Origin of the sequence: Roseateles sp., from assembly GCF_019237615.1 — a bacterium.
Lineage (GTDB): Bacteria > Pseudomonadota > Gammaproteobacteria > Burkholderiales > Burkholderiaceae_C > Pelomonas.
Genome location: NZ_JAFAGT010000026.1, coordinates 1 through 18,928, shown reverse-complemented (window position 1 = coordinate 18,928; position 18,928 = coordinate 1). Strand labels below are relative to the sequence as shown.

Genomic DNA, 18,928 nt, shown 5'->3' with positions numbered 1-18,928 from the left:
CTTGCAACGAGGTGATGAAGCGCCGCACGCGGCCGCCGACGCTGACCTCGATCAGTCGAGCCTGCCAATGGCTGGGCAGCTCCGGACGCGATTTGCGGGCCTGTGGGGAGACCGGCATGCGGATCAGGGCGTCGCCCTCGCCAAGCGGTTGAATGACTTCATGGCGTAGCTTGTCCTTGGCTCGCATCAGCCAGTGACGCTGGGGGCCCGCGGCTTGCCAGTCCAGCAGGAAGGCCGCCGAGAAGTAGGCTCTGTCAAACAGGGTCACCGAGTGATCCTGCCCCTGCAGCTGTGCGGCAAGGCTCAGCTCGCCGCAGTCCATGCCGCCGAGCTTGGCATCCAGCAGCTCGTGGCTGTGGGTGTCCATCAGGCAGGTGGCCCGAATCTGCGGCCAGGGCAAGGGGCCGTGCTGGGTGCTGCAGCTGCCCAGTTGCGCGCGGTTCTCGGGGGAGTCCGGCGCCGACCACACCACGCCATCCACGGCCAGCACGCGAAGCGCTCCAGGGCTTGCCGCGGTGTGGCTCCAGGCCCGGGTCAACAGGCCGAACAGCTCAGCCAGTGGTTCTTCACCCAGGCGCTGGCGAGCCTGCACGCTGGCGCTGGGTGCAGGCAGCGACTGCCCTTGCAAGCTCAGATCCAGTTGCTGGACAACTTGCCACAGCGGCCGGTTGCGAAACAGCGCCAGCCCGATCACCAGCCAGACGGCATGCTCGGCTGGCAGCTTGCGGCTGCGGATCGCGCCCTTCCCGCTGGCTGCCAGCGCCTGATTGATCCAGCTTGGATCGATCAAGGCGCTGAGTTCATCGAGCCGCTCGGGAACTCGGGGCAGGGGCTGGCGCAGCGCACTCTCAAGCAGGCCCATCAAGCAAAAAAGGGAACGTGTTCAACCCGTTCCCCTTTTTAACTGCAGTCAGCGGCTCAGAGGCTTAACTGACTGGCATTGCCCCGCGGGGCGCCTTTTTCATGCCGCTGCGAAGCGGCCTCAGCCGCCGTTGCCGACGCGCTGCGGTTCCAGCGAAGCCAGCGGCGGCAATGTCAGCCGGTTGTCCACCGCCTTGACGCCCGTCGTGGCCGCGGCGACGACGGTGGCACGCTCGCGGACCTGGGCATCGGGTGCCTGGCCCTCCAGCTTGACGACGCCATGCTCGGTGCTGACGGCGATGGGCACGGCGGCCAGCGCGGCATCCGCGGCCAGGGCCAGACGTACCTTCACGGTGATGCCGCTGTCCTCGGGGTCGGACGTGGCCGGCGGTGTCTGCTGGGCCAGCGGCGGAGCGACCGGAGCGGCCTCGGGTGGTGCGACGGCCGGGGGCGGCGTCGCGACGGGCAGCGGCAGCAGGGCCGGCTCCCGCAGTTGGATGGGCGGCGGCGAGCCCTGGGCCAGCGTCTCGGTCCGGGGCGTCGGCGCTCTGGGCGCGGGCGACGGCTCGGCGCGCTCGACATTGGCCAGCGGCTCGACCTTGGGTGCCACGGCCACCGGAGCCTCGGTCACGGCCGGCGCGGGCTCTGGCGCCGTCACGCCCGGGCCGGCGCCAGGCGGCGCGGATTGCAGCTGCGCGTCCTCCGGCGACAGGCTGGCCTGGCCCACGACGGCGGCCGGCACGGGCTCCGGGCCGGACAAATTGTGCGACATCGCGACGACGAGGCCTATCAGCAAGATGGCGGCGCCGGCCCCCCAGATCCACGGCGCGGCGCCGGCACGCGGCGCTGGGGTGGCGGCCCGCGTCGCCGGCGCGGCGGGCGTGCGCTCCGCGGGCGGCGCGGCCACCGCAGCCTCGCGCAGCAGCGGCCTCGCGCCGGCCTTCACGATCGGCCTCGACCCGGACCTGGATGCCGCGGGAGCTGACGTATCGATGTGATCGTAGAAGCCCTCGGCATGCATGGACTTGGGAAACTTCATCTCTGCCTCCTGCGTCGGAATCGACGTTTGTGATGGAGCCATTCTTGGGAGCCCGCCACCTCCGCCATGCCGGCCTGGGCTGCCTTGCCCTGTAGGACAAGGGGCCGCGGGCGTGTGGGTTTGTGAGGGCTGTGAGCGTGCCCTGGTGCCATTGGTCAGAAGTTCACAGGCAGGACCGCTCGATGCTGGCGAGGATGCCGTCGGCAAACTTGGCCCAGGAGAACGGCTTGGAGTTGACCTTGTTGAATTCAAGGTGGCGGTGAATCGCCTGCCCGAGCTGGCGTCCCGGGCAATGGATAGCGCGCCGGATGTATTGCGCGGTCCAGCAAACCATCCAGCACAACTCGACAAACCGGGCGCGCCATCTGGACACCGTCCGGGCGTCACCCGCTGGCGCACCCAACCACGATGCGCTCGCGCAGCGCCGGTGCCTGAGACGTCTTGCGCCGCAGCGTCAGCGCCGTCAGCTGTTAGCGCTCCTCTTCGCCAGGCGCCAGCGCTGACTGGATCTTCCTCAAGGCATCGGCCTCCCCTCGCACGCACACGATGCGAGCACAGGCGCTCGTTGAACACAATTCAACGAGCTTCCAGCTCATGACACTAGAAGCCGCCCACGGGCAGGGCGGCGCCACGTTGCAGCCAGTTGCGAGGCGAGTAGCGGCTGGCCGCGTCGGTCACGTGCAGCGTGTAGGCATGGCGTGACTTGTCCGAGCGGTTGGCCGCCGAGTAATGCGGCAGCAGGCCGTGGAAGATCACCAGCGAGCCGGCGGCCACCTCCAGCGGGATGGCCTGCGCGGAATCCGCCGCCGGCCAGGGCGTCGCGTCGAGCGGTTCCATCCAGGCCTTGCGGCCCTCGCGCACGAAGCGCTCGCGCAGCACGCCGCGCGGGCCGCGGTGTCCGCCAGGCTCCGTCCACAGGCAGCCGTTCTGCAACGTCGCATCCTCCAGCGCGAACCAGAAGGTCGTCACCGTGATGGGGTCGCTCTCGAAGAAGCTGGCGTCCTGGTGCCAGCGGACCTCGCCGCCTATGCCGGGCTGCTTGAAGATGAACATGCTCTGCCAGACCTGCGGCCGCGCCAGGCCCAGCCCTGCGGCAACGCCGCGCAGCGCCTCGCCCTTGGAGAAGGCACTGAAAACGGGGTCGAGGTCGTGCATCGCATGGCCGATCTTGTTGATGGCCAGCTCCTTGGGCACGCGCAACCGGCCCTCGGCGTCGAAGGCCTCCTCCTCGAAGAAGCAGCGCACCTGGTCGCAGCTGTCGAGGAAGTAGTCGTCGACATGGCGCTGCTGCTCCTCGGTCGTGAAGACCGGGCGCCGCTCGCCGGGGTCGAAGGCGTCGACGATCGCCAGCGCGCGCTCGCGCAGCGCGGCGATGTCGGCGGCTGACTTGAAGCCGGGGATGACGAGATAGCCCTGCTCGGCGTAGAGGGAAGCGCGGTCGGCGTCGATCTTCATATGCTTGCGGGAGGGAGTTGTGCGGATTGTGTGGCCGGTGGGTCGCCCCCACAGTGCGCCCACCTCAATTCCCGGGAGAGCCCCAATGAAAGCACTCAAGGTCTTGCTGATCGCCGTCGTCGCGCTGCTGGCCCTGTGCCTGGGCGGCGGGCTGATGCTGTCGCCCAAGTTCACGGTCTCGCGCACGCTGACGATCAACGCCGCGCCGGAGAAGATCTACGCACTCATCGCCGACCCGCGCGCCTGGAAGCAATGGAGCGCCTGGAACCGGCGCGACCCGGACATGGCCATCGAGTACAGCGGCCCCGCCTCGGGCGCCGGCGCCGTCTGGGCCTGGAAGAGCAAGAGCCAGGGCGACGGCCGCATGAGCTTCACGAGCGCCGAGCCGCCCAAGCGCCTGGGCTACGACCTCTTCTTCCCTGACTTCGGCACCACCTCCACCGGCGACTTCCGCCTGGACACCAATGGCGGCGCCACCCAGGTCACCTGGACCATGAACGGCGACATGGGCTCCAACCCCGTCTACCGCTGGATGGGCCTGTTCATGGACAAGATGGTGGGGCCGGACTTCGACGCCGGCCTGGCCAACCTGAAGGCGCTGGCCGAGAAGGCCTGAGCGGTCAGCTCGGCTCCCACACGAGGGCCAGCGCCAGCGCCGCCTCGGTGACCGCGCGGCCCAGCGCCGTGCCAGGGTCGGGCCGGCGCAACCGGGGCACGCCGCGGCTCAGGTCCACGCTGCCAACGATCTGGCCGCCGTACAGCATCTCGTAGCCGACCGGAGCGGCCGTCGCGATCGCGCCGCCCTCCAGCTGGTGCACCGAGCGCAGAGTTAGCGTCAGCGCATCAAGCTGGTAGCTGCCCTCGCGCGTGGCCTGGCCCCATTGCACCCGACCCTCGCCGATCTGCAGCGTGGCGTCCGAGGCGCCGCGCCAGCGGCAGTTCAGCGTCCAGGGCTTGGTGGCCAGAGCCAGCACGCCGCCCGTCACCTCGGTCTGGCGCGCCGTGCAGTCGGCTTCGCTGTCGCCGGCCGCGCTGGACCAGGTGTAGCGCAGCGGTGCGCGCCCGGTCGCCACGGTGTCGAACAGCGAGAGCCGGTCCGCGCCGCGGTCGTAGCGCACGCGCTGGCCGGCCAGCTCGACCTCGCCACGCCGCCCCCAGCCCGGCTTGCCGAAGGATTCCTCGGGAACGGCGGCCAGCGACGCCGGCTGCGCCATGCGCGCCTCGCGCACCACGCCACAGCCGGCCAGAACCACCAGCAGCGCGGCTCCCAGTGCCCGTGAAGATCGCATACAGCCCCCGTTCGTCGAGTCCGAGGCGGCACTCTAGAGGGCGGGCCGGCACATGCCGGTCCTCACCCCTGCCTGCCGTCATGCCCCGGCTTGAGGGGGCTCAGCGCGACGGCAAGGGCTCGGACACCAGGGCCAGGGCCAGCGCGGCTTCGGTGACGGCGCGGCCCAATGGCGTGGCCGGGTCGGGCCGGCGCAGGCGCGGCAACGGGCCGCTGAGGTCCAGGCTGCCGACGACGCTGCCCTGGTACAGCATCTCGTAGCCGAGCGCCATGGTCTGCGGAGCGGGGTTGCCTTCGTAGAGATGCGCTGAACGCAGGCCCACCGTCAGCTCGCCACGACGGTAGGCTCCCTCGCGGCTGAGCTTGCCGCGGCGCATCTGGCCCTCGCCGATCTGCAGCATCGCGGCCGGTGCGCTGCCCCAGCGGCAGCTCAGCACCCAGGGCCGGGCATCAACCAGGCGGGCATTGGCGCTGGTCTCGGGCGCCCAGCCCTCGCAGACGGTCACGCTGTCGCCCGCCGGCCCCGCCCAGCTGAAACGCAGCGGTGTGCGCACGCCGGCCGGCAAGGCCTCGAACAGCGCCAGCCTGTCGGCGCCGCGCTCGTAGCGCACACGCTGGCCATTCAGCATGAACTCGCCCTGCCGGCCCCAGGCCGGCCGGCCGAAGCTCTCCTCGGCCACGCCCGCCACCGCCGGCTGCTGGGCCATGCGCACCCCCGGCGGCGCCACGCGCGTGTCACCACCCTGGCGCACCGAGGCGCAGCCCGCCAGCAGCAGGACGAGGATGGCGGGGACGAGGGGCGAGCGGCGCATGGCGAACAGCGGCAGTAATACAACCGACTACTCTAGGGCCACCCCGCAGCGCCAAGAAACTGTTACCCGCGTTGCGTCCTGTCGCGCATCCCCGCTTCCACCACCCCATGCACCACCTGCCCTCCGACGTTGGCCGCCGCGAATTCCGCCTCGCCGGCCTGTGCTACCTGGCCATCATCGCCCTCGGCCTGTGGAGCGAGCTCGGCGTGCGTGGCCAACTGGTCGTGGCCGGCGATGCCGCCGCGACGGCGCAGCGCATCGCAGCCCATCCCCAGCTATGGCGTCTGGGCCTCGCGGCCGACTTGTTGATGCAGGTGCTGGACCTGCCGGTCATCGTCATGCTGTGGCGGCTGCTGCGGCCGGTGAACGAGGCCCTGGCGCTGACGGCCACCGGCCTCAACCTCGTGCAGACGGCCGTGCTCGTCGCCAACCGCGTGCAGTTGCTCGCGTCGCTGGAGTTACTGACCGGGCCCACCATAGGCGCCGCCTTCCCGCCGGGCCAGCGCGAGGCACTGGCGATGCTGGCCGTGCAGCTGCATGGCCAGGGCTTCGGCATCGGACTGATCTTCTTCGGCTGTGCCTGCGTCATCCGAGGCGCGCTGATCGCCGCGAGCGGCGTGCTGCCGCGCGTGCTGGGCGGGCTGCTGGTGCTCGCGGGCCTGGCCTACCTGCTCAACAGCTTCGCGCTGCTGCTGGCGCCGGACGTCGCGAAGCTGCTGTTCCCCGCGGTGCTGCTGCCGGCCTTTGTCGGCGAGCTGCTGTTCGCGCTCTGGCTGACCCTGGGCCGGCGCCGCAACGCATGATGAAATCGGCGCCGCGCCACTTCAGGAGGCTTCCATGAAACGCGTGACCGGCATAGGCGGCATCTTCTTCAAGTCCCGCGACCCCGCGGCCCTGTCCGAGTGGTATCGGACCCACCTCGGCGTCGACGTGCAGACCTGGGGCGGGGCGGCCTTCTCCTGGGCCACGCCGGACAATCCCGGCGGCGCGGGCACGACGATCTGGACGCCGTTCAAGGCCGACACCGCCTACTTCGCGCCGAGCGCGGCACCCTTCATGGTCAATTACCGCGTGGCCGACCTGCACGGGCTGCTCGCGGTGCTGCGCGCCGAGGGCTGCGAGGTCGTCGGCGAGCCGCAGGACTCGGAGTACGGCAAGTTCGGCTGGGTCATGGACCCTGACGGCAACAAGATCGAGCTCTGGGAGCCGCCGGCAGGCCAGTAGCCGGGCGTCAATAGCCGCGCAGCGGCTCGGAGCTGCCGGTCTCGGGCGCCGAGGCCGGCTCCGCGGCGGCGGGCAGGCCGATGCGCGCGATCGCCAGTTCGCCCGCGAACTCCGAGTAGAACCAGTTGCCATCCTGCTGCACCAGGCCCTCGGCGGGCGGCTCGATCTGGGTGTTGGGCTGGCCCTTGAGCGCGACCGCCATGGTCGCGACCCAGACGGGAAGGGCCAGGCCGCCGCCACTCTCGCGCTCGCCCAGCGATTTCGGCTGCGGGTAGCCTATCCACACCGCGCCGGCGCGCGTGGCCTGGAAGCCGCAGAACCAGGCATCCACGGCATCGTTGGTCGTGCCGGTCTTGCCGTAGAGGTCCCAGCGGCCCAGCATCGCGCTGGCCCGCGCCGCCGTACCCTCGCGCGCGACGGCGGCCAGCAGCTGCGAGGTCATGAAGGCGTTGCGCGCGCTGATGGCGGGGCGGGGCTTGGGCGGGTCGGCCTTCCAGATGGTCTCGCCCTGGGCGTCCTGCACCCGCTGGATCAGCCAGCCGGTGGGCAACTGGCCCGCATTGGCGAAGGTGGCATAGGCCTGTGCCATCTGCAGCGGCGTGACGGAGCCGGTGCCCAGCGCGATCGTCAGGTTCAGCGGCTGCTTGTCCTCGTCCAGCCCGAAGCGCGCGGCCCAGGCTCGCGCGCGCTCCGGACCCAGGGCCTGCGCGATGCGGATGGTGACCATGTTCTTGGACCTGGCCAGGGCCTCGCGCAGCGTCAGCGCGTCCTCGTACTGGCCGTCGTAGTTGCGCGGCGTCCAGTCGCCCTGCGCGAAGGGCTGGTCACTGACCAGCGTGCCTGCCCAGGCGCCCTGCTCGATCAGCGCCGAATAGATGAACGGCTTGAAGGCCGATCCCGGCTGGCGCCAGGCCTGGGTGGCGGAGTTGAACTGGTTGCGCGTGAAGTCGAAGCCGCCCACCAGCGCGCGGATGGCGCCGGTGGCCGGGTCCAGCGTGACGACGGCGCCCTCGGCCTGGGGCGTCTGGCTGATCTGCCACTGCTTGCCCGACTCCAGCACGCGCAGCACGGCGCCGCGCTTGAGGTTCTGCAGCGGCCGCAGTGCAGCACCCTTCAGCGTGATGCGTTCGCCGTCGCCCAGCGCCAGCTTGGCAGAGCCCTTGTCCTGCTCCAGCAGCACGGCGGTACGCAGTTCGCCGAGGTCGGGGTGGGCGTCGAAGGCGGCGTCCAGCGCATCGTCCACATCGTCGCCCACCGGTAGCTCGACGGTCGCTTCAGGGCCGCGGAAGGGCTGGCGGCGCTCCAGCTCGAACAAGGCGTGGCGCAGCGCCTCCTGGGCCGCCGCCTGCTCGGCGTAGAGCAGCGTGGTCGTCACCGTCAGGCCGCGCGTGTAGGCCGCCTCGCCGAAGCGGGTCAGCATCTCCTGGCGCACTTGCTCGGCAGCATGGTCGGCGATGCCGGCCAGGCGCTTGGGGCGCTGGATGTCAAGCGGCTGCTCGCGCGCCGCCCCGGCCTGCTCGGCGGTGATCAGGCCCACGGCGGCGAGCCGCTCCAGCACGACGGCCTGGCGGCGCTTGGCCCGTCCCAGGTTCTGCACCGGGTTGAAGCCCATCGGGTTCTTGGGCAGGCCCACCAGCAGCGCCATCTCGGCCATGTTGAGCTGGTCCAGCGTCTTGCCGTAGTAACGCTCGGCCGCCGCCGCGAAGCCATAGGCGCGGTTGCCAAGGAAGATCTGGTTCATGTAGATCTCGAGGATTTGCTCCTTGGTCAGCGTGCGCTCGATCTTCAGGGCCAGGAGGGCCTCGACGACCTTGCGCGACCAGCGCTGCTCCTTGGTCAGGTAGGTGTCGCGGGCGAGCTGCTGCGTGATCGTCGATGCGCCGTGCAACGGGCCGCGGTGCGTCAGGTTGCGGAACATCGCGCGCACGATGCCGCCAAAATCCAGGCCCGAGTGCTCGTAGAAGTCGGCGTCCTCGACGGCCAGCAGCGCGTCCTGCAGCGGCTTGGGGATGTCCTTCAGCGGCACGAAGCGGCGCCGCTCGGCGCCGAACTCGCCCAACAGCTGGCCGTCGGCGCTCATCACGCGCAGCGGCTGGTGGGGCTGATAGTCGGTCAGCACGTCCAGCGCCGGCAACTGCTGCCACAGGACCAGCGCGACGATGGCGCCGACGAGCAGCAGGACGACGGGCAGGCCCAGCAGGACCAGCAACCAGGGGCGGCCCTGCAGGGCCTGGACAAGGGCAGAACGTCGCAGCACGGATCTCTCGGGCATCTTGGCAGGCCGGCAGCTTAGCGCCCCGGCAGGCCGCGCCGCGGCCTCTGCCGGAAGTCATGGCCGCCCGCGCGCCGTCGGCCGCAGCCACCGCTTCGTCGGGCCATCCCCGGGCTTCGTCCGGCGGCGGCTGACCGGAGGCACGGCGATCTCTAACTTTGCGCCATCGAACACCCTGGAGATCGCCATGAGACAAATGCTGCCCCTGCCCCTGCTGCTGCTCGCCGCCGCCCCCGCCGCCTTCGCAGCCCCCGCCGCTTGCCCCGAGGCCGGCGCGCGGCTCAGCGAATCCCTGGCCGGCGCCAAGCAGCGCATCGACCGCGACGGCGAGGTGCGCGTGGAATTCGAGGTCGACGCCGACGGCAGCGCCCGGCTGCTGGCGCTGGACGGCTCGCGCCTGTATCGCGCCCCGGTGCGCAACGCGGTGCTGGCGCTGGACTGCCAGCCGGGCACGCCGCAGCGCTACGTCCTTAACATCCGCTTCGTCGACCCCGCACCGCCGTCGGCCGCAGCTTCGGCCATGGCGGCCCAGACCCGCCCCACCCCACCCACTCAGCCCCGTTGAGCGACCTCCCCCGCATGCCCGCCGCATCGCGCCTGGCCCCCCTGCACTGGCGCAGCCTGGTGGCGGCTGCCGCGATCAGCCTCGCGCTGGCCCTGGCGCTGCTGCTGTCCGCGTCGGTGCGCTGCGCGCTGTGGATACAGCATGGCGACGGCGCCAACTGCCTACTCGACTCGACGCTGCGCAGCGCCTTCGGCGTGGCCCTGCTGCTGTGGCTGCTGTGGCTGGGCGCCGCCGCGACGCAAGGCCTGCTGCCGCGCCAGCCGCAGGCGCGCAACGCACTGCTGGCGTTGCAGATCGTCGGGCTGGCGCTGCTGGGCGCGCTGCTGAACCGCCGGCTGCGCGCCATCGGGACGCCGGACGCCCATGTCAGCGCCTACAAGCTGCAGATCCTGCTGACCTTCTCCACCTGCATCTGCCTGGGCCTGGAGTACCGCCAGCGCGGCCGCCGCGGCGAGGCCCATGCCGAGCGCCTGAGTCGCGCAGAGCAGGACCAGGCCCGCCAGCTCGACGCCGCCCGCGCGGCACTGCTGCAGGCCCAGGTCGAGCCGCATTTCCTGTTCAACACGCTGGCCCACCTGCGCCGCCTGGCCAGCACCGACGCCTTCAGCGCGCACGCGATGCTGGCCGACCTGCGCCGCTACCTGGCCGCCGCCCTGCCCGAGCTTCGCCAGGCCGAGACGCCGCTGGCGCGCGAGCTGGAGCTGGTGCGAGCCTTCCTTGCCCTGCACCAGCGCCGCATCGGGCCCGACCGGCTGCGCCTGCACTACGACATCGCACCGGGCCTGGACGAGGTGGTCGTGCCCTCCACCTGCCTGCTGACGCTGGCCGAGAACGCCATCAAGCATGGCATCGCGCCGCAGGTGGGCGGCGGCGACATCCTGGTACGCGCCGGCCCCGATCCGGACGAGGCCGGCCTGCTGCGGCTGGAGGTTGCCGACACCGGCACCGGCATGGCCAGCGGCAGCGGCAGCGGCACCGGCCTGGCGACACTGCGCGCCCGCCTGGCCGCGGCACATGGCGCCGCCGCCAGGCTGAGCCTGCACCTCAACCAGCCGCGCGGCCTCATCGCCCGCGTGCAGTTGCCGTGGCCCTGAAGTTCCGCGCCGGCGACCTCGGCTGGATGATCCTCGTCGGCGCCTGCACTCTGGTGGCCAACGGCACTCCGCTGGACAACGACTTCGCCGGCTACGACACCCTCAACGCGCTGGCCTACAACGTGCTGCAGTTCGGCGTGCCCGCCGTGCTGCTGCTGCGCCTGGCCGACGCCCTCGTCGACGCGGACCGGCTGCCAGGCTGGGTGGCCTACCCCGGCGTCGCCGTGGCGACCGTCGTGGGCGGAATCTGGGTCATCGCGCCGGCCCTCTACCCGCTGCTCGGCAAGGCGGACTGGTGGACCTGGGAGAACGACTTCGCCCTGGCTGGCACGACGCTGATCTGGCATGGCCTTGGCGTGACCGTCTACGCGCAACTGCGCTTCTCGCGGCAGGCGCAGGCCCGGTTGTCCTTACTGCAAGACGCAACCATGCTGCGCGAGCGCCAGCTCGCCGCCACGCAGCTGCTGGCGCTGCAGGCGCGCGTGGACCCGGCGCTGCTGTCCGAACGGCTGGCCGCCGTCGACGACGAACTGCTGCGCCAGCCCCAGCGCGCCCGCCTGCGGCTGGCCGCGCTGATCGAGTTGTTGCGCGCGCTGCAGCCGCACGTGGAGGCCGAGGTATCGACGCTGGCGCGCGAGATCGCCGCGCTGCGCGCCTACGCCAAACTCGTCAGTGCAGACGCGCAGCACACGGAGCGACTGCACCTCGCCGGCCTGGCCGAGCCACCGGACTGGCCGCTGGCACCCATGGTGCTGCTGCCGCTGGTGCGCCCGCTGCTGGACGAGGGCGCGACGCTGTGGAGCCTGTCCCTGCACGCCAGCGCCGGCATGGCCGAACTGCGCCTGCAGGCCCTGGGCCCCGACGCCGCGCGCACGCGCCGCGCCGCCGAGGCCGTGCCGGTCGCCGAGCTGGCCCAGCGCCTGCGCGCGGTGCATGGCGAGGCCGCATCGCTCACCCTGCTCGCCGAACATATGCCCCTGTTCCAGCTGACCTGGCCCACGCCGACATGACAAGAATCCTGATTGCCGAAGACGAAGCCCTGCTGGCCGCGGAGATCCGCGAGGAGCTGCTGCGCCAGTGGCCCGAGGCCCAGGTCGTCGGCATGGCGCGCGACGGCCACGAGGCGCTGCGCCTGGTGGAGCAGCTGGCGCCGCAGGTCTGCTTCCTGGACGTGCAGATGCCGGGCCTCTCCGGCCTGGAGGTGGCCCAGCTCATCGGCCGCCGAGCCCATGTCGTCTTCATCACGGCCCACGAGCGCTACGCGGTGCAGGCCTTCGACGAGGGCGCCGTCGGCTATCTGCTCAAGCCGCTGGACCCGGTGCGCATGGCCAAGACGCTGCTGCGGCTGAAGGAACGCCTGCACCAGGCACCGGCCGACCTGGGCGGCCTGGCCGCGCGCACGGCGCCGGCCGCCAGTGTCGAACCACTGCGCTGGATCACCGTGCAGCGCGGCCGCGAGCTGCAGCTCATCACCGTGGAGGACGTGGCCTATTTCCGCGCCGACAACAAGTACGTCGCCGTCGTCACGGCCGACTCGGAGGCGCTGATATCGCTGCCGCTGAAGGAGCTCGTCGCGCGCCTGGACGGCGAGCATTTCTGGCAGGTGCACCGCTCCACCATCGTCAATGCGCGGGCCATCAAGTCGGTGGGCCGCTCGCTGAGCGGCAAGCTCAGCATCGCGCTGAAGGACAGGCCGGAGACGCTGGAGGTCAGCCCCAGCTATGCGCACCGGTTCAAGCAACTTTGAGCAGTGCCTTCGACCTCCCGGCGCCGACAGGCCGAGCGCCGGCCCGGCCAAGGTCCGCCTTGGACGAGGGGGCGTTCACACCGCGCGCTCGGCCGCCGCGATGAGCCGGCTCACGCGCGACACCGACAGCCCGAGCTGGCCGGCCAGCTCCGTCATCGCGATGCCGCCTTCGGTGTGCGCCAGCCACAGCGCCTGCTCACGGATGCCTCCGGCACGGCGCAGCCATTCGCCGAAGCCGGTGCGCGCCACGCGACGCGGCGCGGCCGCGGCAGCCCGCATGCGCGCGGCGAAGTCGGCGTCGCCCAGGAAGATCTGCTCGCGCAACCGGCCCGGCCACAGCTGCAGGCCGGGCTCGGAGGCCACCAGTCGCGCATAGCGCTCGCCGGCCAGGCGGTGCTGGGCGGGCGTGACGGCCGGCCGGCCCAGCAGGTGGCCATGCAGGCCGTCCACGTCCAGCCATTCGGGCCCTGCCTCCATGGCAGCCAGCGCGCGAAAGCTCGAACCCGGCCAGCCCGCCGCACCCCGCGCCAGGCCCAGACGCACCGGGTTGAGATCGATGTAGCGGCAGGCATCCAGCAAATGGTGCTCCCGGTCCACCAGTACTGCATGGAAGCGCCCCTGGAACAGCGGTCCGCTGAAGCCATGGCGGCGCTGGTGGTGCTGGGTGTAGACGCCGTTCACGTGCCGCATCAGCTGCGAGAGGTTGGCGCGGCGCGTGAACAGCAGCAGGTGGTAATGGTCGGGCAGCAGGCAGTAGGCCAGGGCCTGCGCATCGAAACGGTGCAGGGCCTGGGCGAACAAGGCCAGCATCTCGACCCGGTCGACCTCGTCGACAAAGGCCGGTTGCCCACCCTCAAACGGGCAGTGGGCGCCGATCAGATAGACCGCGCCGGCAATCTCGAGTCGAGGAGGCCGGGCCATGCGCCACATTAAGGCGCGCCGTCTGGAATGGCAAGATGGCGGCCTGACGGCCATCCCCCCGCCCCATGAAGACCCATCAGATCGAAATCCAAAAGTTCAAGGCCGCCGCCAACAACCTGCACGGCCAGATCCTGTTCAAGGTCGATGCACTCGTGTCCAACCGTGTGCCCGTCGATGGCATCGAGCCCAGCACCCTGCTGGTGATGACCGAGCAGAACGCCCGCGTTCTGATGGCCTTGCTGAAGGCCCAGATCGCCGAGTTCGACAGCAAGAAACCCAAGAGCCGCCACGGCCGCCACGGCTGAACGCGCGAGCCAGAGGAAGACACCCATGCAGTACCCCCGCTACAACCCCGCCTCCGACAACCGGCCTCTTTCCGACGAAGAGGTCAACGACGTCGATGAACTGCTCGCCGCGCTGCCGACCGATGCGGCCATGAATGCCGAGGCCCTGGACGGCTACCTGGCAGGCCTGTTGCTGACGCCGGGGCGGGAGCTTGCCAGCCTCCCCGGCGAGGCCTGGCTGCCACTCGTCTGGGGCGGTGACGTTGGCCCCGACCCGGCACCCTTTGCCAGCGGCAAGCAACGCAAGAAGGTCGTCATGCTGGTGCTGCGCCATCTGCACTCCATCGCCATGGCCTGGACCCACGGCCCGCAGGCCTGGGAACCCATCTTCAGCTTCGCCGACGGCGACGACGAGGACACGGAGTACGCTGACGCCGAGGACTGGGCGGCCGGTTTCCTCATGGCCGTGGAGCTGGCGCCCACGGCCTGGGCGCCGCTGTTCGACGCGGACGGCACCGCCGAGCTGTTGGCGCCCATCGCGGCGCTGGGCGGCGAGGATGGCGGCCTGGCCGAGGGCTCGGCCGTCGAGCGCGACGAGGCCAGCCGGAGGATTCCTGACGCCATGCTGGCGTTGTGGGCCCTGCGCCAGAAAGCGTAACCGACCCCTCAACACGGGTGGTTGCGAGTGCCCTTTTTGGTTCACACTCAGTCCATGTTCCAGCCCCTGCTCGCCACCACCGGCCTGGCCGTCTGCGTCGCCCTGGGCGTGCACATGGCGCTGCCCTACCGCGCGCGCGCCCGGGTGGATGCCGGCGTGGCCAGCCTCGTCGCCTGGGTGCGCCGGCAGGTAGCGCGCGTCACCGGCTGGCGCCGCCAGCAGCGCCAGACCCGCGCCGCCGCGCAGGAGGCCGAGCGCGTCATCCGCCGCGCCCGCGAGTCGGCCCTGCATGACGCGCGCGATGGCCGCGCCGATGGCGAGTGGACCGGCAATGTCTACCGTCCCAAGAGCTTCGACAAGCCGAAGAAGCCGCACTAGTCTCCCGACTGCTGCAGGCGCCACATCTCCGCATAGCGGCCGCTCCTGGCCAGCAGTTCGTCGTGGCGGCCGCGCTCGACGATGCGCCCATGCTCCAGCACCAGGATCTCGTGCGCGTCGACGACGGTGGACAAGCGGTGCGCGATGACGAGCACGGTCTTGTCCTGGCCCACCGCTTCCAGCTCGGCCTGGATGGCGCGCTCGTTGGTCGAGTCCAGCGCCGACGTGGCCTCGTCGAAGATGAGGATGGGCGGGTTCTTCAGCAGCGTGCGCGCGATGGCCACGCGCTGCTTCTCGCCGCCCGACAGCTTGAGCCCGCGCTCGCCGACCCTGGTGTCGTAGCCCAGCGGCGTCGCTGCGATGAAGGCGTGGATATGGGCCGCGCGCGCCGCGCCCTCCACCTCGTCCCGGCTCGCGCCGGGGCGGCCGTATGCGATGTTGTAGGCCACCGTGTCGTTGAAGAGCACGGTGTCCTGGGGCACGATGCCGATGGCCTTGCGCAGGCTGGCCTGCGTGACCGCGCGCAGATCCTGGCCGTCGATGCGGATCTGGCCGCCGTCGACGTCGTAGAAGCGATACAGCAGCCGCGCCAAGGTGCTCTTGCCCGAGCCGCTAGGGCCCACCACGGCCACCTTCTTGCCCGCCGGGATCTCGAAGCTGACGCCGTGCAGGATGGGGCGCAGCGGGTCGTAGGCGAAGCGCACGTCGTCGAAGACGACGCCGGCGCCGGCCACGCGCAGCTCGGCGGCACCGGGCGCATCGGCCACCTCGCGCTGGCGGTCCAGCAACTGGAACAGCTTCTCGATGTCGGTCAGCGCCTGCTTGATCTCGCGGTAGATGACCCCGAGGAAGTTCAGCGGGATGTAGAGCTGGATCATGAAGGCGTTGACCATGACCAGGTCGCCCAGGCTCATGTGGCCGTCCACCACGCCCTGCGTGGCCCGCCACAGCATCAGCACCAGCGCCGTGGCGATGATGAGCTGCTGGCCGGTGTTGAGCAGCGACAGCGTCGTCTGGCTCTTCAGCTGGGCGCGGCGCAGCTTCTCCAGGCTCTCGTCGTAGCGCGCCGCCTCGAAGCCCTCGTTGTTGAAGTACTTGACCGTCTCGTAGTTCAGCAGCGAATCGATGGCCCGGCTGTGAGCGACCGAATCCAGCTCGTTGAGCGTCTTGCGGAACTTGGTACGCCACTCGGTGACGATGACGGTGAAGGCGATGTAGACGACCAGCGCCGCGACGGTGATGCCGGCGAACCAGACGTCGAACTTCACGCCGAGCAGCGTCAGCACCAGCACCACCTCGATCAGCGTCGGCACGATGCTGTAGAGCGAATAGCTGATCAGCGAATGCACGGCCCGCGTGCCGCGCTCGATGTCACGGGTCATGCCGCCGGTCTGGCGCTCCAGGTGAAAGCGCAGGGAGAGCTCGTGCAGGTGGCGGAACACCTGCAGCGAGATGCTGCGCGCCGTGCCCTCGGTGGCCTTCGCGAAGATCAGCTCGCGCAGCTCGGTGAAGAGGGATGTCGACAGCCGCAGCGCGCCATAGGCCACGAGCAGGCCCAGTGGCACGACCAGCAGCGTCTGCGGCGAACCGGGCTTGAGATCCAGGCTGTCGACCAGGTGCTTGAGCAGGATGGGCACGCCCACGTTGCAGAGCTTGGCGCCCAGCATGAAGGTCAGCGCCAGGCCGACGCGCCAGCGGTAGCGCCAGAGGTAGGGCAACAGGCGGCCCACGGTTCCCCAGTCGCCGCGCGGGGCGTTGGGAGCGGAAGCGGGGATCGGAACAGAAGAGGCGCGCATCACCGCATTGTCCGTGCCGGGTTCGGTGACAGCGCCCGCAGGCGATGAGTCACGCCGCCGCTCCCGGCCTGCGCATGATGGTGTTCGACGACGTCTCCATCAGCCCGCTCATCACCGCGCGGCTGTTGCGCGAACCGGGCCGACCCCGTGCCGGCCGGTGGCCACGCGCTCAATCGTGCTGATGGAGATGCAGATGCCCCGCCTCGACGGCCTGCAGGCGGGGCAGCGGGCCGTGCCGTGGCGGCTTGCCGCTGCTGGTCGACAGCCTGGCGCAAGCTTCCCCGGACTGCGTCGAGCGCCACGGCGCGCTGCCGGACGGTCATGGCGCCGAGCTGGGCGAGGCGCTCACGCCGCCGCGCCGGGCCATCGGCGCCTTGGACACCGAGGCCGCCGCGGACTGCCGGGCATTATTCACGTCCGTGGCCCTGCCCCATCGCTGCCGTTGACGGCCAGGGGCGCGTCGCTATGCTGGCTTGCCGCACCCAACTTGCGAGGCTCGCATGCGAAGCAATCTGCCGGTGACCCAGAACAGCTACGCCTTCCCGGCGGACCAGACGCTGATCTCCATCACCGACCTCAAGGGTCGCATCACCTACTGCAACACCAACTTCGTCACCGTGAGCGGCTTCACGAACGACGAGCTGATGGGCCAGCCGCACAACATCGTGCGCCACCCCGACATGCCGGAAGAGGCCTTCCGCGACCTCTGGGAGACCATCCAGAGCGGCCTGCCCTGGGGCGCGCTCGTGAAGAACCGGCGCAAGAACGGCGACTACTACTGGGTGCGTGCCAACGCCACGCCGGTGCGCGACGGCGAACGCATCGTGGGCTATCTGTCGGTACGCACCCGGCCCACCGACGAGGAGGTGCGCGAGTGCGAGCGGCTCTACGCGACGATGAGCGCCGAGGCTGCCGCCGGCCGGCGCGTGCACGTGCTGCATCACGGCGAGCTGCGCCGCGTCGACCTGGTCGGCCGCCTGCTGTATGCGCTGCGGCCGCAGCTGCGCGGCCAGATCATCTGGCTGACCGCGCTGGCCGCCGCGCTCCCGCTGCTGGCGGCCTGGGCCGGCGCGCCGCTGTGGGGCCTGCTGCTGGCGGCGCTGCTCGGCACGGGCATAGCCAGCGTCGGCCTGCTCGCCTCGGCGGTACGCCCCCTGGGCGACGTCATCGCGACGGCCAACCAACTGGCCGGTGGTGACCTGACCCGCAACGTCGCCGTGACCGGTCGCGGCGAGATCGGCCGGCTGCAGCTGGCGCTGGCCCAGCTGGCCGTGTCGGTGCGCACCGTCGTGCGCGACGTGCGCCACGAAGTGGCCAACCTGCTGGGAGGCGCGCAAGAGATCGCGACCGGCAACCAGGATCTGTCGGCCCGCACCGAATCCCAGGCCAGCAGCCTGGAGCAGACGGCAGCGGCGATGGAGCAGATCGGCGGCACCGTGCGCCAGACCTCGCAACTGGCCGGCGAAGGCGCGCGGCTCGCGCGCGACACCGCCGGCGTGGCACAGCGCAGCCAGGACGCCGTGCATACGGTGGTGGACACCATGCAGGAGATCGCCGAGTCCTCGCGCCGCATCGGCGACATCATCCAGGTCATCGAGGGCGTGGCCTTCCAGACCAACATCCTGGCTCTGAACGCCGCCGTCGAGGCCGCGCGCGCGGGCGAGCAGGGGCGCGGCTTCGCGGTCGTCGCCAGCGAGGTACGCGCGCTGGCCCAGCGCACCACCGGCGCGGCCAAGGAAATCCGCTCGCTGATCGAGGAATCGCGCAACCGAGTCGAGGCCGGCAGCCAGCGCGCGGGCGACGCCAAGCTGCGCATGGACGAGGTGACCGAAGTGGTGGCCCGCGTGAGCCGCGTGCTGGAGCAGATCGACAGCGCCGCGCGCGAGCAGTCCATCGGCGTCGGCCAGGTGGGCGAGTCGGTGCAGCACCTGGACTCGATCACGCAACAGAACGCCGCGATGGTGGAACAACTGGCCGCAGCCGCCAGCACGCTGAACAGCCAGGTGGGCCAGGTGCACAACGCCATCCGCGTGTTCCGCCTCACCGACAACGACAGATCTCTGGCCGAGGTGGATGCGGTGGACCTGCGCAAGCAGTCGCGCAACGAGGTGCGGCCCGCCCCGGCGCCTCCGCAGGCCGCCATCAAGGCTGTAAAGGCGAAGGTCAAGCCCTCCGCCGCCGCCCGCAAGCCCAGCATGACCCGGCCCGTGGCCGTTGTGGCGCCCGCGCAGGCCGACAACGTGAAAGGCGATGACTGGCAGAGCTTCTAGGCTGAAGTTCCCCGCACCCCAAGCCCGCCAAGCGGCCTGTTCTCTCTATGAGGCAGGCCGCTTTTGCTTGGGCAAATGACCAGGTATTTGTACCCATGTAATTTGCTTGAATTTTCTGTGTCAATGAACTATCTACGTAGTCATGCACATCGACATCGTCCCGAATCGCAACTCGACCCCCACCGTGCTGCTGCGAGAGACCTTCCGCGAAGGCGCTCGGGTGTGCAAGCGCACGCTGGCCAACCTCTCCAGCCTCTCCGCGGC

Annotated in this window: 22 protein-coding genes; 13 read left to right on the top strand and 9 right to left on the bottom strand. The window is 70.7% G+C overall.

Annotated elements, in window-relative coordinates:
- The 4 genes from JOY88_RS04815 to JOY88_RS04800 form a co-directional block, all read right to left on the bottom strand.
- The coding region (locus tag JOY88_RS04815) for an IS4 family transposase (protein WP_293500815.1) at positions 1-862 on the bottom strand (862 nt) is incomplete at its 3' end.
- Between the two features lie 120 nt (positions 863-982).
- On the bottom strand, positions 983-1,900 hold the full coding sequence (locus JOY88_RS04810; RefSeq protein WP_293500813.1) for a BON domain-containing protein: 918 nt from the start codon (positions 1,898-1,900) through the stop codon (positions 983-985).
- A gap of 163 nt (positions 1,901-2,063) precedes the next feature.
- Complete coding sequence (locus JOY88_RS04805) at positions 2,064-2,273, bottom strand: hypothetical protein (protein ID WP_293500811.1); 210 nt, start codon at positions 2,271-2,273, stop codon at positions 2,064-2,066.
- A gap of 227 nt (positions 2,274-2,500) precedes the next feature.
- Positions 2,501-3,355, bottom strand: coding sequence for a phytanoyl-CoA dioxygenase family protein (locus JOY88_RS04800; protein WP_293500809.1), 855 nt, complete (start codon positions 3,353-3,355; stop codon positions 2,501-2,503).
- 85 nt (positions 3,356-3,440) lie between these two features.
- On the opposite strand from JOY88_RS04800, the gene JOY88_RS04795 reads away from it, so the two are divergent.
- On the top strand, positions 3,441-3,971 hold the full coding sequence (locus JOY88_RS04795) for an SRPBCC family protein (protein WP_293500807.1): 531 nt from the start codon (positions 3,441-3,443) through the stop codon (positions 3,969-3,971).
- 4 nt (positions 3,972-3,975) lie between these two features.
- On the opposite strand, the gene JOY88_RS04790 is transcribed toward JOY88_RS04795, so the two are convergent.
- Positions 3,976-4,644: a hypothetical protein gene (locus tag JOY88_RS04790; RefSeq protein ID WP_293500805.1), complete on the bottom strand. Its 669-nt coding sequence runs from the start codon at positions 4,642-4,644 to the stop codon at positions 3,976-3,978.
- A 100-nt stretch (positions 4,645-4,744) separates the two neighbouring features.
- The gene (locus JOY88_RS04785; protein WP_293500803.1) at positions 4,745-5,455 is read right to left on the bottom strand and encodes a hypothetical protein; all 711 of its coding nucleotides are present in this window, start codon (positions 5,453-5,455) and stop codon (positions 4,745-4,747) included.
- A 107-nt stretch (positions 5,456-5,562) separates the two neighbouring features.
- Here JOY88_RS04785 and JOY88_RS04780 point away from each other — a divergent pair, with 107 nt between their 5' ends.
- Both JOY88_RS04780 and JOY88_RS04775 read left to right on the top strand, forming a co-directional pair.
- Positions 5,563-6,258 (top strand): DUF4386 domain-containing protein, encoded by a 696-nt coding sequence (locus JOY88_RS04780; RefSeq protein ID WP_293500801.1) that lies wholly within the window; start codon positions 5,563-5,565, stop codon positions 6,256-6,258.
- A 34-nt stretch (positions 6,259-6,292) separates the two neighbouring features.
- On the top strand, positions 6,293-6,679 hold the full coding sequence (locus JOY88_RS04775) for a VOC family protein (protein ID WP_293500799.1): 387 nt from the start codon (positions 6,293-6,295) through the stop codon (positions 6,677-6,679).
- Positions 6,680-6,686: 7 nt separating this feature from the next.
- Here JOY88_RS04775 and JOY88_RS04770 read toward each other — a convergent pair whose 3' ends face one another.
- Positions 6,687-8,936 (bottom strand): penicillin-binding protein 1A, encoded by a 2,250-nt coding sequence (locus tag JOY88_RS04770; RefSeq protein WP_293500797.1) that lies wholly within the window; start codon positions 8,934-8,936, stop codon positions 6,687-6,689.
- Positions 8,937-9,138: 202 nt separating this feature from the next.
- On the opposite strand from JOY88_RS04770, the gene JOY88_RS04765 reads away from it, so the two are divergent.
- Genes JOY88_RS04765 through JOY88_RS04750 form a run of 4 tightly spaced genes read left to right on the top strand, consistent with a single transcriptional unit; the run spans position 9,139 to position 12,357 of the window.
- Positions 9,139-9,516, top strand: coding sequence for a hypothetical protein (locus tag JOY88_RS04765; RefSeq protein WP_293500795.1), 378 nt, complete (start codon positions 9,139-9,141; stop codon positions 9,514-9,516).
- Complete coding sequence (locus JOY88_RS04760; RefSeq protein WP_293500793.1) at positions 9,513-10,610, top strand: sensor histidine kinase; 1,098 nt, start codon at positions 9,513-9,515, stop codon at positions 10,608-10,610. The genes JOY88_RS04765 and JOY88_RS04760 overlap by 4 nt, the downstream gene beginning before the upstream one ends.
- A complete protein-coding gene (locus tag JOY88_RS04755) occupies positions 10,601-11,620 on the top strand; it encodes a LytS family sensor histidine kinase (protein WP_293500791.1) in 1,020 nt (339 codons plus the stop codon). Before JOY88_RS04760 ends, JOY88_RS04755 begins: the two co-directional genes overlap by 10 nt.
- Positions 11,617-12,357 (top strand): LytR/AlgR family response regulator transcription factor, encoded by a 741-nt coding sequence (locus JOY88_RS04750; protein WP_293500789.1) that lies wholly within the window; start codon positions 11,617-11,619, stop codon positions 12,355-12,357. Before JOY88_RS04755 ends, JOY88_RS04750 begins: the two co-directional genes overlap by 4 nt.
- A 75-nt stretch (positions 12,358-12,432) precedes the next feature.
- Here JOY88_RS04750 and JOY88_RS04745 read toward each other — a convergent pair whose 3' ends face one another.
- Positions 12,433-13,278, bottom strand: a complete 846-nt coding sequence (locus JOY88_RS04745; protein WP_293500788.1) for a transposase — start codon at positions 13,276-13,278, stop codon at positions 12,433-12,435.
- Positions 13,279-13,343: 65 nt separating this feature from the next.
- Between JOY88_RS04745 and JOY88_RS04740 the strand changes: the two genes are divergently transcribed.
- From JOY88_RS04740 to JOY88_RS04730, 3 genes are read left to right on the top strand one after another with little or no spacing between them, the layout of a single operon-like run.
- On the top strand, positions 13,344-13,583 hold the full coding sequence (locus JOY88_RS04740; protein ID WP_293500787.1) for a hypothetical protein: 240 nt from the start codon (positions 13,344-13,346) through the stop codon (positions 13,581-13,583).
- A 25-nt stretch (positions 13,584-13,608) separates the two neighbouring features.
- A complete protein-coding gene (locus JOY88_RS04735; RefSeq protein ID WP_293500786.1) occupies positions 13,609-14,220 on the top strand; it encodes a UPF0149 family protein in 612 nt (203 codons plus the stop codon).
- A gap of 54 nt (positions 14,221-14,274) precedes the next feature.
- Positions 14,275-14,598, top strand: coding sequence for a hypothetical protein (locus JOY88_RS04730; RefSeq protein ID WP_293500785.1), 324 nt, complete (start codon positions 14,275-14,277; stop codon positions 14,596-14,598).
- On the opposite strand, the gene JOY88_RS04725 is transcribed toward JOY88_RS04730, so the two are convergent.
- Positions 14,595-16,394, bottom strand: a complete 1,800-nt coding sequence (locus tag JOY88_RS04725) for an ABCB family ABC transporter ATP-binding protein/permease (protein ID WP_293500784.1) — start codon at positions 16,392-16,394, stop codon at positions 14,595-14,597. The genes JOY88_RS04730 and JOY88_RS04725 overlap by 4 nt on opposite strands.
- A gap of 245 nt (positions 16,395-16,639) precedes the next feature.
- On the opposite strand from JOY88_RS04725, the gene JOY88_RS04720 reads away from it, so the two are divergent.
- The 3 genes from JOY88_RS04720 to JOY88_RS23175 form a co-directional block, all read left to right on the top strand.
- The gene (locus JOY88_RS04720; RefSeq protein WP_293500783.1) at positions 16,640-16,840 is read left to right on the top strand and encodes a hypothetical protein; all 201 of its coding nucleotides are present in this window, start codon (positions 16,640-16,642) and stop codon (positions 16,838-16,840) included.
- A gap of 54 nt (positions 16,841-16,894) precedes the next feature.
- Positions 16,895-18,664 carry a methyl-accepting chemotaxis protein gene (locus JOY88_RS04715; protein ID WP_293500782.1) on the top strand — a complete coding sequence of 590 codons (1,770 nt, stop codon included), beginning with the start codon at positions 16,895-16,897 and terminating at the stop codon, positions 18,662-18,664.
- A 142-nt stretch (positions 18,665-18,806) separates the two neighbouring features.
- A partial coding sequence (locus tag JOY88_RS23175; protein ID WP_524539187.1) for an IS1634 family transposase N-terminal domain-related protein occupies positions 18,807-18,928 on the top strand: 122 nt, incomplete at its 3' end.